15 protein-coding genes and 1 tRNA gene are annotated in these 14,473 nt (G+C 66.2%); 3 read left to right on the plus strand and 13 right to left on the minus strand.

Going from position 1 to position 14,473, the window contains the following annotated elements; all coding sequences use genetic code 11:
- Positions 1-177 precede the first annotated feature (177 nt).
- Positions 178-600 carry a PaaI family thioesterase gene (locus AC3A6F_RS20435; RefSeq protein WP_487684198.1) on the plus strand — a complete coding sequence of 141 codons (423 nt, stop codon included), beginning with the start codon at positions 178-180 and terminating at the stop codon, positions 598-600.
- Between the two features lie 4 nt (positions 601-604).
- On the opposite strand, the gene AC3A6F_RS20440 is transcribed toward AC3A6F_RS20435, so the two are convergent.
- From AC3A6F_RS20440 to AC3A6F_RS20460, 5 genes are all read right to left on the minus strand, one after another.
- Positions 605-1,132, minus strand: coding sequence for a TlpA disulfide reductase family protein (locus AC3A6F_RS20440; RefSeq protein ID WP_487684201.1), 528 nt, complete (start codon positions 1,130-1,132; stop codon positions 605-607).
- 72 nt (positions 1,133-1,204) lie between these two features.
- Positions 1,205-1,849, minus strand: a complete 645-nt coding sequence (locus AC3A6F_RS20445; RefSeq protein ID WP_123068421.1) for a BON domain-containing protein — start codon at positions 1,847-1,849, stop codon at positions 1,205-1,207.
- Complete coding sequence (locus tag AC3A6F_RS20450; RefSeq protein ID WP_320474628.1) at positions 1,842-2,438, minus strand: phosphoheptose isomerase; 597 nt, start codon at positions 2,436-2,438, stop codon at positions 1,842-1,844. The genes AC3A6F_RS20445 and AC3A6F_RS20450 overlap by 8 nt, the downstream gene beginning before the upstream one ends.
- Before the next feature lie 56 nt (positions 2,439-2,494).
- Positions 2,495-2,854: a YraN family protein gene (locus AC3A6F_RS20455; protein ID WP_487684205.1), complete on the minus strand. Its 360-nt coding sequence runs from the start codon at positions 2,852-2,854 to the stop codon at positions 2,495-2,497.
- 1 nt (position 2,855) lies between these two features.
- The gene (locus AC3A6F_RS20460) at positions 2,856-4,004 is read right to left on the minus strand and encodes a penicillin-binding protein activator (RefSeq protein ID WP_487684208.1); all 1,149 of its coding nucleotides are present in this window, start codon (positions 4,002-4,004) and stop codon (positions 2,856-2,858) included.
- 206 nt (positions 4,005-4,210) lie between these two features.
- Here AC3A6F_RS20460 and rsmI point away from each other — a divergent pair, with 206 nt between their 5' ends.
- Complete coding sequence (gene rsmI / locus AC3A6F_RS20465) at positions 4,211-5,116, plus strand: 16S rRNA (cytidine(1402)-2'-O)-methyltransferase (protein ID WP_487684211.1); 906 nt, start codon at positions 4,211-4,213, stop codon at positions 5,114-5,116.
- Between the two features lie 4 nt (positions 5,117-5,120).
- Here the strand turns inward: rsmI and AC3A6F_RS20470 are convergent, their stop codons facing one another.
- Positions 5,121-5,723: a hypothetical protein gene (locus tag AC3A6F_RS20470; protein WP_487684214.1), complete on the minus strand. Its 603-nt coding sequence runs from the start codon at positions 5,721-5,723 to the stop codon at positions 5,121-5,123.
- Positions 5,724-5,822: 99 nt separating this feature from the next.
- Here AC3A6F_RS20470 and AC3A6F_RS20475 point away from each other — a divergent pair.
- A tRNA-Pro gene (locus tag AC3A6F_RS20475) sits at positions 5,823-5,899 on the plus strand.
- A gap of 71 nt (positions 5,900-5,970) precedes the next feature.
- On the opposite strand, the gene AC3A6F_RS20480 is transcribed toward AC3A6F_RS20475, so the two are convergent.
- From AC3A6F_RS20480 to bioA, 7 genes are all read right to left on the minus strand, one after another.
- A complete protein-coding gene (locus tag AC3A6F_RS20480) occupies positions 5,971-6,891 on the minus strand; it encodes a hydroxymethylglutaryl-CoA lyase (RefSeq protein ID WP_487684217.1) in 921 nt (306 codons plus the stop codon).
- 1 nt (position 6,892) lies between these two features.
- Positions 6,893-7,822: a 2-hydroxyacid dehydrogenase gene (locus AC3A6F_RS20485; protein ID WP_487684220.1), complete on the minus strand. Its 930-nt coding sequence runs from the start codon at positions 7,820-7,822 to the stop codon at positions 6,893-6,895.
- Positions 7,823-7,866: 44 nt separating this feature from the next.
- Complete coding sequence (locus AC3A6F_RS20490) at positions 7,867-9,879, minus strand: acetyl/propionyl/methylcrotonyl-CoA carboxylase subunit alpha (protein ID WP_487684223.1); 2,013 nt, start codon at positions 9,877-9,879, stop codon at positions 7,867-7,869.
- 199 nt (positions 9,880-10,078) lie between these two features.
- Positions 10,079-11,104 carry a biotin synthase BioB gene (bioB, locus tag AC3A6F_RS20495; protein WP_487684695.1) on the minus strand — a complete coding sequence of 342 codons (1,026 nt, stop codon included), beginning with the start codon at positions 11,102-11,104 and terminating at the stop codon, positions 10,079-10,081.
- 19 nt (positions 11,105-11,123) lie between these two features.
- Entirely contained in the window at positions 11,124-11,951 is an 828-nt protein-coding gene (gene bioD, locus AC3A6F_RS20500) for a dethiobiotin synthase (protein ID WP_487684226.1), read from the minus strand.
- Complete coding sequence (gene bioF, locus AC3A6F_RS20505) at positions 11,948-13,132, minus strand: 8-amino-7-oxononanoate synthase (protein ID WP_487684229.1); 1,185 nt, start codon at positions 13,130-13,132, stop codon at positions 11,948-11,950. The genes bioD and bioF overlap by 4 nt, the downstream gene beginning before the upstream one ends.
- On the minus strand, positions 13,129-14,469 hold the full coding sequence (bioA, locus tag AC3A6F_RS20510; RefSeq protein ID WP_487684232.1) for an adenosylmethionine--8-amino-7-oxononanoate transaminase: 1,341 nt from the start codon (positions 14,467-14,469) through the stop codon (positions 13,129-13,131). Before bioA ends, bioF begins: the two co-directional genes overlap by 4 nt.
- Positions 14,470-14,473 lie beyond the last annotated feature (4 nt).

Here is a 14,473-nt window from a genome sequence, read left to right on the forward strand (position 1 = left end):
TTTGAACTGCTTCGTGCGTTTAACCATCTACCCCTCGAAAGTGGACAATAGCTGTCCGACTTTCTTGTGGCAGTTCAGCAGGCGGGAACCTAAGTTCGCAAGAATAGACGCTACACTCAAAACACACGCCCACTCCCGGTGTAGGATGCCGTTTTTTACAACAACATCGAGACACACGTGAATACCAAGTACACCCCGGAAGCCTTCAACGAGTTCGGCGCCAAGTTCTTCCCTGGCCACCTGGGCATCCGCATCACCGAAGTCAGCCCCGGCAAGCTGTCGGCCGAGATGAAGGTCGAGCCGCAGCTGCTGGCGCCCAATGGCTACCTGCACGCCGGCAGCGTGGTGACGCTGGCCGACACCTGCGCCGGCTATGGCTGCGTCAGCAACCTGCCGGAAGGCGCCCAGAACTTCACCACCATCGAACTGAAATCGAACCACCTGGGCACCGCACGCGAAGGCATGCTGGCCTGCACCGCCACCGCGGTGCACCTGGGCCGCACCACGCAGGTGTGGGATGCGACCGTCACCGACCAGGCCAGCGGCAAGACCATCGCCCTGTTCCGCTGCACCCAGATGATCCTCTACCCTAAAGCTTAAAGAATCAGCCCGCCAGTTCCTTCTCGATCAGCTTGTGGACGGCCGCGAAATCCGGCTCGCCCACATAGGTCTTGAGGATGCGACCCTCTTTGTCGATCAGGAAGGTGGTCGGGGTCAGGGTGACGTCGCCGAACTGGCGCGCGATGTCGCCGGCCGAATCCAGCGCCACCTTGAACGGCAGCTGGCGCTGCTCGGCGAAGTTCAGCACATAGTCGGGGCGGTCGTACTGCATCGCGACCGCGACGAATTCCAGGCCCTGGTCCTTGTACTTGTTATAGGTCGCGACCATCTCCGGCATCTCCTTGACGCAGGTGACGCAGGAAGTGGCCCAGAAGTTGACCATTACGACCTTGCCGCGCAAGGATTGGGTGCTGATCTTTTCACCGGCGATGCTGATGAAGGTGACGTCCGGCGCCTGTGTCGTGCTGCTGAACGAGGCGTAGCCGATGCCGGCCAGGGCGAGTACCACGGCGCCGATGGCGGCGGGCTTGAACCAGGAACGGGTAGCGGATGAATGCGTGGGAGCGGTCATGGTCGATCGATATAAAAAAACGGCAGGACCATTATAGTCCTGCCGCTTCTTGTGGGCTGATGACGGTCTTTTTTAGTCCAGCGAAGCCTGCGCGGGGCTGTTCTGACGCACGCGCGCATCTTCTTCGCTGATGTATTCAAAGATCTTCACCACGCGGGTCACGCCCGAGACACCCTTGGCGACATCCGCGGCGATATTGCCTTCGCGCGGAGTGACGAGGCCCATCAGGTAGACCACGCCGCGTTCGGTCGTGACCTTGAACGAGATCGCCGACACGGTCTTCATGTCGACCAGGCTGGTCTTGACCTTGGTGGTGATCAGGGCATCGTTGGAGCGCGAGGTATAGCTCGACGAACCAGAAACCTGCAGCTCGTTGATGACCGACACCACGTTGGCGATCGCGCGCACTTCGCGCTCGGCCGCCTGCTTCATCGCTTCGTCGCGCACCTCGCCGGTCAGCAGCACGCGGCGGTTGAAGCTGGTGACGTTGATGTTGCCGGCGCCGTTGGTGACCTTGCGCATTTCGAGCTCGGCCTTGACCGTGATCGACTTGTCCTCGGTCTGGGCGCCCAGGGTGCGGCGGTCGACCGTGGACACGGCGCCGGCCACGCCCGCGCCGACGATCAGGCCGAAGCAGCCCGACAGCGATGTCGCCAGGGCGGCGCCCATGACAACCTTGGTCAACAGCACGGCCATGGGCCGGCGGGTGTTACGCATTCTCGTCTCCTCCGAACAGCGCGACGTCGATGCCGTCGCAGATGCAGTGAATGGCGCACAGATGGACTTCCTGGATGCGCGCGGTGCGTGCATGCTGGACGTTGATGTGCACGTCGGCGTCGGTCAGCAGCTTAGCCAGAGCGCCGCCGTCCTTGCCGGTAAAGGCCACGATGCGCATCTCGCGCTCCAGGGCCGCCTCGACCGCGGCCAGCACATTGGCCGAGTTGCCCGAGGTCGAAATCGCCAGCAGGATGTCGCCCGCCTGGCCGAATGCCTGAACCTGCTTCGAGAAGATCTCCCTGAAGCTGTAGTCGTTGCCGACCGCGGTCAGGATCGAGGTGTCGGTGGTCAGGGCGATCGCCGGCAGCGGGAAGCGCTCGCGCTCGAAACGACCGACCAGCTCGGCCGCGAAGTGCTGGCAGTCGGCGGCCGAGCCGCCGTTGCCGCAGGCCAGGATCTTGTTGCCGTTGGAGAGGGCGCTGAACATGAGTTCTACCGCCGCAGAAATGGAAGGAGCCAGGGTGGCGGCCGACTTCATCTTCAGGTCGGCGCTCTCCTGGAAGTGAGCGAGGATGCGTTGAGTATTCATAGCCGAGGATTATAGTGCAGTGGCAACCCCGCCTGAGCAAGCGCAGTAAAAATTGCTTACACTTCAATGATGTTCCGCAACCATTCAATTTGCTCGCCATCGATGGCGACCAGGTCGAAACGGCAGGGCGGAGTGACGGGAAAACGCAACAGATAGACTTGTGCCGCACAGACCAGGCGGCGGATCTTGGCAGGGGTGATGCTGGCGGCGGCGCCGCCGTGGTCGCGGTCGGCGCGCTGGCGCACCTCGACGAACACCAGGGTTGCGCCATCGCGCATGATCAGGTCGATCTCGCCGCCTTTGCAGCGAAAATTCTCTTCGACCCGGGACAGTTTATGGCGTTTCAGGTAGTCGAGTGCGGCGCGTTCCCATTGCTGGCCCTGGGCCTGCCTTCTGGACAGGCGTAAGGGCCACATGTCATAAACCGGTCGCGACCGGTTCGAACACGCGGCGCGGTGGCGGGACGCTGTCGCCGCCGGCGTCGTCGGTGAGGATTTGTTCGGTCGGGCCGTTGTCGCGCACCACGACGCCGGTCTCGACGCGGCGGAAGGCCCTTTCTCCTTGGCCCATGTTCACCGCCAGGCGGCCGGTGGCGCCATCGAGCTCGAACGAGCCGGAGGGGCGCTGCGCCAGTTCGCGGGCGATGCGGTAGGCGTCGATGCCGAGCGCGTACAGGCGCTGCGGGTCGAGACCCTGGCTGCCGGCGCTCCAGCGCGGATAGCCGGCGACGGCCGGATGGTCGGGCTGCACGGTCCAGGGAAGGTCGAGGAAGCGCACGCCGACCAGCTCGGCCGGCACGCTGGACATGTCAAGGCCCGGGTTGACCGAGGCGGTGCCATAGGTCGGCAGCGAGGTGCCGATCGCCATGCGCACCTGGCGCAGGCCATTGGCGTCGAGCGCGGCGTAGACCAACTGCGGCGGTTCGCTCGACAAGCGGGCGCGCAGCTCGGCAAGCGCATTGCCGTCGACGTAGCCGCCTTCGGCCGGCAGTTCGACCGTGGCGTGCGTGCGGCCCAGTTCTGCCCAGCGCTGGCTGAAGGCGCCCGCCAGGCGTTGCTGCCAGGCGGCGCGGCCGGTGAGCACCAGGGCCTGGCCGCCTGCCTGTTCGCTGGCGGCCCAGTCGGCGACCTGGCGTGCCTCGTCTTCGAGCGACAGGCCGATGACCAGCATCTGGCGCGGCAGCGGGGAATTGACTTGCGGGTGGTTCAGGGCGATGGTCGGCTTGCTGACCGCGCCGCTGGTGGCCAGCGACGCCACGGCGGAACGCGCCAGCGGGCCGACCACGATATCGTTCTGTTCGGCCGCACTGCGGTAGGCGTCGAGCGCCGCCTGCGCCGAGTCGCCGGTGGGCACCAGGTTGACGGTGACGCCCTCGCGCTGCTGTTCATGGGCGGCCATGAAGCCGGCGCGTACCGCCTCGGCCGGCTGGGCCAGCGCCTGCGATTCGAGCGGCAGCAGCAGCGCCACGCGCACGGCCGGGCCGCTATAGGGCGCCGACGAAGGCGCGAGCGCCGCACGCGGGCTGCCGTCGGCGCTCGGTGGCAGTTCGACCGGATTGGTTTGCACACCACTTTCAGGACGCGGCGGCGGCGTGTAAGCTGGCGCCGGCGGCGGCGCATTTGTTACCGGTGTCCCGGCACTGCACACGCCGCCCGGCATGCCGCAACCGGTATCGGGAGGCAATGGCGTGCTGCCGCAGCCCGCTAATAGTGTAAGTACGGCGGCCGCGAGCAAGCCCGGTAGATTTTTTTTCTTCAGCATCGGAACCCTTTATGACAGATCAGCAGACCATCGACATCGCCCGACTTCCCGTCATGGGCGAGGCGGCCCAGCAGTCCTATCCTACCGCAACGCTGTACGTCGTGGCTACTCCGATCGGCAACGTCACTGACATCACCCTGCGTGCTTTACACCTGCTGGCGCTCGCCGACGTGGTCGCCTGCGAGGACACGCGCAAGACCGGCGCGCTGCTGCAGCGCTTCGGCCTCTCCCAGCCGACCATCGCCGCGCACCAGCACAACGAGCGCGAGGTGGCCGACAAGATCGTCGAGCGCCTGCGCGCCGGACAGCGCGTGGCGCTGGTGTCCGACGCCGGCACGCCGGGCGTGTCCGATCCCGGCGCGCGCATCGTCGACGCGGTGCGCACCGCCGGCCTGAACGTGGTGCCGTTGCCCGGCCCCTCGGCCGCGATCGCGGCGCTGTCGGCCAGCGGCCTGGTGAACGACCGCTTCCACTTCGTCGGCTTTTTGCCGGCCAAGGCCAAGGGCCGCGAGACGGCGCTGGCGCCGTTGGCGCGCGAGACCTCGACCCTCGTGTTCTATGAGGCGCCGCACCGCATCGTCGATTGCGTCGAGGCGCTGGCGGCGGCCTTCGAGCCGACCCGGCAGGTGGTGTTCGCCCGCGAGCTGAGCAAGATGTTCGAGGAAGTGCACCGCTGCGAATTGAAGGATGCGCTGGAGTGGGTCAAGGCCGACCAGCACCGGGAGCGCGGGGAGTTCGTGGTGCTGGTGGCGGGGGCGGTCGAGGCCAGCGATGCAGAGGATGCCGAGGCCGAGCGCATTTTGCAGATCCTGCTGAGCGAGTGCAGCGTCAAGCAGGCTGCGAATTTGACGGCGCAGATCACGGGGCGCAAGAAGAATGCCCTGTATGACCGGGCCTTGCAGATCAAAGGCGAATGACGGGTCACCACTTGCACCCCGAATCCTTTTTCTCCATCAATAAGTAAATCGGCGCCAGCAGTCCGCCAGGAATGCCGTCCTTGCAATCGGGCCGCTTGGCTTCGCGGATGCCGCGCGCCAGCTTCGATTCGGTCTGCAGCGCCGGCTCGGGGAATTGCGCCAGCGCCGTGCCTTCCTTCGACGGGTCGCGCAGGTGGGCATTCGCGCGCGCCGTCTCGCGCGCCGCGTTCATGTCGAACTTCGGCGCCGGATCAACGGTTTCTTCCTGTTGCACGACGAATGGATCGGGGGCGGCGTTTGCGCTTTCCGGGACTGCGATCACGGCTTGCGGTGGCGTTGGGCGGGTCGTGCGCGGCGCGGTCGGGGCGCTCGGGGCTGGCGCTGCGGGACGAGCGATTTCCTCGGGCGGTGGCGGCGCGGGAGGGGCGATCATGACGGAGAGCACCGTTGGCTCGGCCGGCCCGATCTCCATGGTCTTGAACGTCGTGTTCCGGTATGCCAGCAGGAATAATGCGTGCACCGCGATCGATACCGCAACACCGATGACGATGCGCCGGTTGCCTCGTTGCAGGCTGACCGGGTCGCCAAAGCTTAGAGCCATATGCATGACATACATACCTCAACTTAACTTTAGAAAACTACCCGATCGCTATTTTGCAACGGAAACTTGACGAGGTCACGCGAAACCGATATTATCTCGCTTCTTCGGAGTGTAGCGCAGCCCGGTAGCGCACCTGGTTTGGGACCAGGGGGTCCAAGGTTCGAATCCTTGTACTCCGACCAGCATTAAGAGAAAAGCCGACAACGTGAGTTGTCGGCTTTTTTCGTTGTGGGGTGTCGTCCACCCCGACGATTCATCCGGCGCGCTTGGCCGCGATCGCATTCCCGGCGCGACTGATGCTCTTGCGGCCCAGTTGCTGCGAAATGAACAGGCCGGCATCGACCACCTGGTCGAGATCGACGCCGGTCTCGATGCCCAGGCCCTGCATCAGGTACAGCACGTCCTCGGTCGCCACGTTGCCGGTTGCGCCCTTGGCATAGGGGCAGCCGCCCAGGCCGGCCACCGAGGAGTGGAAGATCGCCACGCCGACCTCCATCGCTGCATAGATGTTGGCCAGCGCCTGGCCGTAGGTGTCGTGGAAGTGGCCGGCCAGTTGCGCGATCGGGAACTCCCGCGCCGCGCGCAGCATTACGGCCTGCGTCTTGCGCGCGGTCGAGACGCCGATGGTGTCGGCGATGTCGATCTCGTCGCAGCCCAGGTCGCGCATGCGCGCCACCACGTCGCCGACGGCATCGAGCGGCACCTCGCCCTGGTAGGGGCAGCCGAAGGCCGTGCTGATCGAGCCGCGCAGGCGCAGGCCCTGTTCTTTCGCCGCGCGCGCCACCGGCTCGAAGCGGGCGATCGACTGGGCGATCGAGCAGTTGATGTTCTTTTGTGAGAAGGCTTCGGAGGCCGCGCCGAACACGACCACCTCGTCGGCCCCGCCGGCCAGCGCGGCCTCGAAGCCCTGCATATTCGGCACCAGCGCCGAATAGATGGTGCCGGGGCGGCGCTCGATGCGCGCCAGCACCTCGGCGCTGGTCGCCATCTGCGGCACCCATTTGGGCGAGACGAAGGCCGCCGCTTCCACGTTGACGAAGCCGGCGCGCGCCAGGCGCTCGACCAGGTCGACCTTCACGTCGGCGCTCAGCGCTTCCTTCTCGTTCTGCAGGCCGTCGCGCGGGCCGACTTCGACGATTTTTACTTTCGCAGGCAGGTCGGGCTGGTGGGTCATATCAATATCCAAGTTGGCGGTCGACCAGGTCGTCGACCCGTTGGCCGTCTTCCAGGGCGCCAATCTTGTCGGCGATCTGGCGCACGGCGTCGAGGCGCATGGTGAGCGCCGAGATGTGCGGGGTGAGGGCGATGCGCGGTTCGTTCCAGAACGGATGCGGGGCCGGCAGCGGCTCGTGGCGGAACACGTCGAGCGTGGCGCCGGCGATATGCCCCGAGCGGATCAGGGTCATCAGGTCGGGCTCGGCCAGGATGGCGCCGCGCGAGACGTTGATCAGGTAGGCGCCGGGCGCCAGCTTGCCCAGCCGGTGGCGGTCGAGCAGGTTGGTCGTGTCCGCAGTCAGCGGCAGCAGGCAGACCAGCACGCGCGTGCCATGCAAAAAGTCGTCGAGCTGCTCCATGCCGGCATAGGTCGGCACGCCGGGGATGTCCTTGGGGCTGCGGCTCCAGCCGCGCACCGGGAAGCCGAAATGGCGCATCGCCTCGACCACCGGCATGCCGAGCCTGCCCAGGCCCATGACGCCGATCGTGAACGTCTCTTTCGGATACTGGGGCAGCGGGTTCCAGGCGCCGTGGCGCGCCTGCTGTTCGTATTCGTCGAAGCGCCTGAAGTAGCGCAGCACGGCGTGCGCCACGTACTCGGCCATCTGCACGCCCATGCCGGCGTCGCCCAGGCGCACCAGCGGCACGCGCGGCAGCGTTTCGCCGAACTTGAGTACGGCGTCGACGCCGGCGCCCATCAGGAAGATCGCCTTGACCTCGTCCAGCTGCGCCAGCAGGCCGGGCGCAGGGTTCCACAATACCGCGTAATCGCAGGGGGCCAGCAACTGGCCCTCCTTCCAGGTGACCGTTTCGACGCCTGGCATCATGGCCGAGAACTCGCGCTCCCATGGCTCGATGACGCCATCGCCCCGGTACAGGACAATGCGCATATCTCCCCCTCGTTTTTGTCAGGGTGGTTCTTGTAGGTGTCTGTCTATGCCGCCTTGAAAGCCAGCAGCGGCGCGCCATCGGCCACCTGGTCGCCGACCTCGTACAGCACTTCTTCCACCAGGCCGTCGCTCGGCGCGGAAATCGTGTGTTCCATCTTCATCGCTTCCATGATCACCAGCGGCTCGCCCTTTTTCACGTCCTTGCCGGACTGGGCCAGCACCGCGACCACCTTGCCCGGCATGGGCGCCGTCAGGCGACCGCCGGCCGATTCAATCTCGCCGGCATGTGCCATCGGGTCATTGTACGTCAGGGTGTGATGGCGGCCACCTGTAAACACGTGGAACGCGTCGCCGTCGCGGCGCACACAGCCGTGCAGGGCGGTCTCGCCCAGGCGCAGGGCCAGCTCGGCATCGTTCTGCGATACTAATTCGATGCGTTGGCGCTGCTTATCAAGGTCAATTTCCCACCCACTATTGCGGTAAGTCAGACCGACACGGTACTCGCCGTACTCGTCGCTCAAGGAAAGCACGCGGCGGTAGTCGCCATTCATGCGCCAGCCGCGCGCCTGGCTCCATGGGTCGGCGTCGTTGGCGGCGCCGTGCACGGTTTCGGCCTCAAGGAGGGCGAGCGCGGCCAGCGCCAGCGCACCGAGCGGGGCCGGGGCCGCAGGCGGGAAAAGTGAGGATTGATTGCGTTCGATCAAACCAGTATCGAGATCGGCGCTCGAGAATGCCTCGCCTTCGACCAGGCGTTTCAGGAAGGCGATATTGGTGGCCAAGCCGACGATGCGGAACTCGGCAAGGGCCTGCGACATGCGCGCCAGCGCCTGGGTGCGATCAAAGCCCCAGACGATCAGCTTGGCGATCATCGGATCGTAGAATGGGGAGATCGCGTCCCCTTCGCGCACGCCGGAATCCACGCGCACGGCGGCAGGATTCATTCCATCCGCGCCGAGCTCGAACGCCACCGCCTGCGGCACGTCCATATGGCGCAAGGTGCCGATCGACGGCAGGAAACCCTTCTCTGGATTCTCGGCATATACGCGTGCCTCGATCGCGTGGCCGTGGATGGCCAGCTCATGCTGCTTCTTCGGCAGCGGCTCGCCAAAGGCGACGCGCAACTGCCATTCGACCAGGTCGGTCCCGGTGATCATCTCGGTCACCGGATGCTCGACCTGCAGGCGGGTGTTCATCTCCATGAAGTAGAACGAGCCGTCCTGGTTGGCGATGAATTCCACCGTGCCGGCGCCGACGTAGCCGACGGCGCGCGCGGCGTTCACCGCGGCTTCGCCCATCGCGGCTCGGCGGTCCGCCGGCATATTCGGCGCAGGCGCTTCTTCCAGCACTTTCTGGTGGCGGCGCTGCACCGAGCAGTCGCGCTCGTGCAGGTAGACGCAACCGCCCAGGCTGTCGGCGAAGACCTGGATCTCGATGTGGCGCGGGCGGATCAGGTACTTCTCGACCAGCACCTTGTCGTCGCCGAAGCTGGAGATCGCTTCGCGCTTGCACGAGGCCAGCGCGGCCTCGACATCTTCCGAGCGCTCGACCACGCGCATGCCCTTGCCGCCGCCGCCGGCGCTGGCCTTGAGCAGCACCGGGTAGCCGATGCGGTCGGCCTGCTGACGGAGAAAACCAGGATCCTGCTCGTCGCCATGGTAGCCCGGCACCAGCGGCACGTTGGCGCTCTCCATCAGCTGCTTGGCGGCCGACTTCGATCCCATCGCGCGCATCGAGGAGGCCGGCGGGCCGATGAACACGAGGCCGGCGGCCTGCACTGCATCCGCGAACTCGGCGTTCTCGGACAGGAAACCATAGCCCGGATGGATCGCCTGGGCGCCGGTGGCCTTGGCCACCTCGATGATCTTGCTGCCACGAAGATAGCTGTCCTTGGCGGCCGCGGGGCCGATCAGGACCGCCTCATCGCACACCGCGACGTGCTTGGCGCCGGCGTCGGCCTCGGAATACACGGCGACGGTACGAATACCCATGCGGCGCGCGGTGGCGGCGACACGGCAGGCGATTTCGCCACGGTTGGCGATGAGGATCTTGGTGAACATGCGCTTTATCTTTCGCTTATGGTTGTTCGGAGATTGCTGCGGCTGTGTCTCCCCAGCCGCTGTGCATCGTTACCGCTTGATCTCTCGTCGTTCCCGCGCGGGCGGGAACCCAAGTCAGTTGCGCGCCAGCCGTATCAAACGTAGCCGCTGCGCTGGCAAACTTGGGTTCCCGCCTGCGCGGGAACGACGTGGTGGTGCATCAGCACCCGCAAGCTTCCTTCTGCACCGAATCGAGCGTGGCGGCGCGGGTCTTGAGGCCCAGCTTTTCGAGCAGCACGCGGTCGTCGTCGGCTTCCGGGTTGTCGGTGGTGAGCAGCTTGTCGCCGTAGAAGATCGAGTTGGCGCCGGCCATGAAGCACATTGCCTGCACTGCCTCGCCCAGCTCGCGGCGGCCCGCCGACAGGCGCACGCGCGCTTGCGGCATGGTGATGCGCGCGACCGCAATGGTGCGCACGAATTCGATCGGGTCCAGCTTCTCCATGCCGTGCAGCGGCGTGCCCGCCACCTGCACCAGGTGGTTGACCGGCACCGATTCCGGATACGGATTCAGGTTGGCCAGCTGGGCGATCAGGCCGGCGCGCTGCTCGCGCGTCTCGCCCATGCCGACGATGCCGCCGCAGCAGACCTTCAGGCCCGCTTCGCGCACGCGGCCCAGCGTATCCAGGCGGTCCTGGTATTCGCGGGTCGAAATGACGTTGTTGTAGAAGTCCGGCGCGGTATCGATATTGTGGTTGTAGTAGTCCAGGCCCGCCTTCTTGAGCTGCTCGGCCTGGCCGGCTTCGAGCATGCCCAGCGTGGCGCAGGTCTCCATGCCCAGCGCCTTCACTTCGCGCACCATGGTCTCGACCTTTTCCATGTCGCGCTCTTTCGGGCTGCGCCATGCTGCACCCATGCAGAAGCGCGTCGCACCGCTGGCTTTCGCCGCGCGCGCCGCATCCAGCACGGTGTCGATGTCGAGGATCTTCTTGGCTTCGACGCCGGTGTCGTAGCGCGCCGCCTGCGGGCAGTAGCCGCAGTCTTCCTCGCAGCCGCCGGTCTTGATCGACAGCAGGGTCGCCAGTTCGACGTCGCCGTCCGGGAAGTATTCGCGATGCAGGGTCGAGGCCCGGTGCATCAGTTCGGGGAACGGCAGCTCGAACAGCGCCAGCACGTCGGCCAGCGGCCAGGTGGCATTTTCCGCAGGCTTGATGGCGGCCGTCGGGCGGTGCAGGGCGATGGTATTCATATCGGACATAGTGGTTCCTTCAGGACTTGCCCCGCGTGGACGGCCATCCTGGCAGTCCAGCGAGATCGATGAATTCGGCCGCCGCGGCGGCCGTCGGTGTTTGCAGGCGTGGCACGCGGCCCAGCAGCGGCGCCGGGATACGCTGTGCCAGCGCCTCGATGTTCTCTTGCTCGAAACTCATATCGGGATCGGCCGTGTTGGCGACCCAGCCGGCCAGCACCAGGCCGCGCGCCACGATCGCTTCGACCGTGAGCAGGGCGTGGCTGATGCAGCCCAGCCGCATGCCGACCACCAGGATCACCGGCAGGTTCAGTTGCGCAGCCAGGTCGGCGCTGTCGAAGTTGTCGTTGAACGGCACCCGGAAGCCGCCCACGCCCTCGACCACGACCGCGTCGGACGCGGCCTGGATCTCGGCGAAGGCGGCGATGATCGGCGCCGATTCGATGGTGACGTTCTCCAGCGCGGCGGCGATGTGCGGCGCCGCCGGTTCGCGCAGCATATACGGCGTGGTGATCGAGGCCGGCAGGTGCACGTTACCCGCTTTGAACAGCATGTCGGCGTCGTCGTTATGCAGTTCGCCATCGCGCAGTTCGGCGCCGGCCGCCACCGGCTTCATGCCGCAGGCGCGCACGCCGCTGGCGGTGAGCTTGTGCAGGATGGCGCTCGAGACCAGGGTCTTGCCGATCTCGGTGTCGGTGCCGGTGACGAAGCAGGCGAAGCGCGAAGGCAGGCCATCGATGGCGCGTGCCTCGAGCTCCGGCTCCAGCGTCGGTTCGTCGAGCTCGACCTCCGGCAGCACCGGCGGCGGTGCGGCGATCGGGTCGTCCGTCTCGTTCAGGTTTTTCATGAGGCCTTTTCCAGTCTGTTGAGCGCCTGCGCCAGTTGCGCGACGTCGTCGATGCCGTGGGCGGCCGACAGGGTCACACGCAGGCGCGCCGTGCCCGGCGCCACGGTTGGCGGGCGGATCGCCGGCACCCACAGGCCCTGTTCATGCAGGGCGGCGGAGGCGCGCAGCGCGTCGTCGTTGCTGCCGATGATGACGGGCTGGATCGCGGTGTGCGACTCGACCAGTTTCCAACGTTGGAAATCCAGCGATTCGCGCAATTGCTTGACCAGCCCTGCCAGGTGAGCGCGTCGTGTTTCGCCTTCGGCGCCGCCAATGATATCAAGGCTGGCGAGCAGGGCGTGCGCAAGAGCCGGCGGACAGGCCGTGGTGTAGATGTAGGGACGGGCGCGCTGCACCAGCAATTCGATCACGCTGGCGTGCGCGGCGACGAAGGCGCCGCCGACACCGGCCGCCTTGCCGAGCGTTCCCATATACACCAGGTTGGGCGAGCAGAGGCCAAAGTGTTCGAGCGCGCCGCGGCCGTTCGCCCCCAGCACGCCGAAGCCGTGGGCATCGTCGACCACCAGCCAGGCGCCGTGGCGTTCACAGGCGGCCAGCAAGCCAGGCAGCGGGGCCAGGTTGCCGTCCATGGAAAAGACGCTGTCGGTGACGACGATCTTGGTGGCGGCGCTGCTGGCCATCAGTTGCGCTTCGAGCGCCTCGACGTCGCCATGCGGATAGACCGTGACGCCGGCCTTGGCCAGGCGGGCGCCGTCGATCAGCGAGGCATGGTTCAGCTCTTCGGAAAAGATCGTCGCGTCGGCATCCAGGCCCAGCGCGGTCAGGATCGCCAGGTTGGCCATATAGCCGGTGCACAGCGTGAGCGCGCGCGCCTGTTCCAGGTGCGGCGCCATCCACTCGGCCAGGCGCTCTTCCAGCACGTGATGCGCGCGGCCGTGGCCCGACACCAGGTGCGAGGCGCCGCTACCCGCGCCATGCAGCGCCGCGCCCTCTTGCAGGGCCGCGATCACTTGCGGGTGCGCGGCCAGGCCGAGATAGTCGTTGCTGCAGAAGGCCAGCAGCTCGCGACCGTCGACGATCTGGCGCGGCGCGCAGGCGCCGTCGGTCACGCGGCGCTTGCGCACCAGGCTGTGGGCGGCGAGCGCGTCGAGCTTGCGGTCGATGGCGGCGATCAGGTTCATGGCCGAATCACCGACTCGAAGGTCTTGAGCGTGCGCGCGGCCAGGCCTGCGACGTCCTCGTCGTCCAGCACGTACGGCGGCATCAGGTAGACGGTGCGGCCGATCGGGCGCAGCAGCAGTTCGTGCTCGACCGCGGTGGAGAAGAAGCGGCGCGAGAAGGTCGAGGCGCGATCCTTGTCCGGTTCGATGGCGTCGAACGCGAAGATCATGCCGCGCTGGCGGAAATGGCGCGCGCGTTCATGTTCTGCCAGCGGCGCCAGCGCGATGGTCATTTTGGTCGCCAGTTCGCGGTTGCGGTTCAAGACATCGTCTTCCTCGAAGATATCGAGCGTGGCCAGCGCTGCGCGGCAGGCCAGCGGATTGCCGGTGTACGAGTGCGAGTGCAGGAAGCCGCGCGTGATGTCTTCGCTGTAGAAGGCCTGGTAGATGTCGTCGCGGGTGAGCACCAGCGACAGCGGCAGGTAGCCGCCGCTGATGCCTTTCGACAGGCACATGAAGTCGGGCCAGATCGACGCCTGTTCGCAGGCGAAGAAGGTGCCGGTGCGGCCGCAGCCGACCGCGATCTCGTCGGCGATCAGGTGCACATGGTGCTGGTCGCACAGGTCGCGCAGCAATTTGAGGTAGAGCGGGTCGTACATCGCCATGCCGGTCGCGCATTGCACCAGCGGTTCGACGATGATGGCGGCTATTCTTTCGCCGCGTTGCTCGAACAAGTCTTTTACTTCCAGGATCGCGCGGCGCGCCACGTCCTGGGCGGTTTCGCCTTCCGCCGCATTGCGCGCATCCGGTGCGCTCACCACGTGCGAAGCGCGCAGCAGCGGGCCATAGGCATCCTTGAACAGCGGGACGTCGGTGACCGACAGCGCGCCGATGGTCTCGCCGTGGTAGCTGCCCTGCAGGCAGACGAATTCCTGTTTGGCTTGCTTGCCGGCGTTGCGCCAGGCGTGGAAGCTCATCTTCATCGCGATCTCGACCGCGGAAGCGCCGTCCGAGGCGAAGGTGGCGTGGCCCAGCGCGTGGCCGGTCAGCTTCGACAGGCGCTCGGCCAGCTCGACGACCGGCGCATGCGTGAAACCTGCCAGCATCGCGTGTTCGAGCTTGTCCAGCTGGTCTTTCAGCGCGGCGTTGATGCGCGGGTTCGCATGGCCGAACATATTGACCCACCACGAGCTGATGCCATCCAGGTAGCGCTTGCCGTCATAGTCATACAGCCACGGACCCTTGCCATGGCTGACCGCGATCAGCGGCACCTCCTCGTGGTGCTGCATTTGCGTGCAGGGATGCCATACGCTGCGCAGGCTGCGCGCGATCCACTCGGAGGAGGTCGATTGAGTCACTTCA

The sequence above is a fragment of the Massilia sp. Soil_C_3 genome, from assembly GCF_057657035.1.

Excerpts from the sequence above, each read along its gene's own strand:
- AC3A6F_RS20455 (WP_487684205.1), bottom strand. The coding sequence starts at position 2,854 with ATGTGGCCCTTACGCCTGTCCAGAAGGCAGGCCCAGGGCCAGCAATGG.
- AC3A6F_RS20440 (WP_487684201.1), bottom strand. The coding sequence starts at position 1,132 with ATGACCGCTCCCACGCATTCATCCGCTACCCGTTCCTGGTTCAAGCCC.
- rsmI (WP_487684211.1), top strand. The coding sequence starts at position 4,211 with ATGACAGATCAGCAGACCATCGACATCGCCCGACTTCCCGTCATGGGC.
- bioB (WP_487684695.1), bottom strand. The coding sequence starts at position 11,104 with ATGAATACCATCGCCCTGCACCGCCCGACGGCCGCCATCAAGCCTGCG.
- AC3A6F_RS20490 (WP_487684223.1), bottom strand. The coding sequence starts at position 9,879 with ATGTTCACCAAGATCCTCATCGCCAACCGTGGCGAAATCGCCTGCCGT.
- bioD (WP_487684226.1), bottom strand. The coding sequence starts at position 11,951 with ATGAAAAACCTGAACGAGACGGACGACCCGATCGCCGCACCGCCGCCG.
- AC3A6F_RS20480 (WP_487684217.1), bottom strand. The coding sequence starts at position 6,891 with ATGACCCACCAGCCCGACCTGCCTGCGAAAGTAAAAATCGTCGAAGTC.
- AC3A6F_RS20450 (WP_320474628.1), bottom strand. The coding sequence starts at position 2,438 with ATGAATACTCAACGCATCCTCGCTCACTTCCAGGAGAGCGCCGACCTG.
- AC3A6F_RS20445 (WP_123068421.1), bottom strand. The coding sequence starts at position 1,849 with ATGCGTAACACCCGCCGGCCCATGGCCGTGCTGTTGACCAAGGTTGTC.
- AC3A6F_RS20485 (WP_487684220.1), bottom strand. The coding sequence starts at position 7,822 with ATGCGCATTGTCCTGTACCGGGGCGATGGCGTCATCGAGCCATGGGAG.
- bioF (WP_487684229.1), bottom strand. The coding sequence starts at position 13,132 with ATGAACCTGATCGCCGCCATCGACCGCAAGCTCGACGCGCTCGCCGCC.
- AC3A6F_RS20470 (WP_487684214.1), bottom strand. The coding sequence starts at position 5,723 with ATGCATATGGCTCTAAGCTTTGGCGACCCGGTCAGCCTGCAACGAGGC.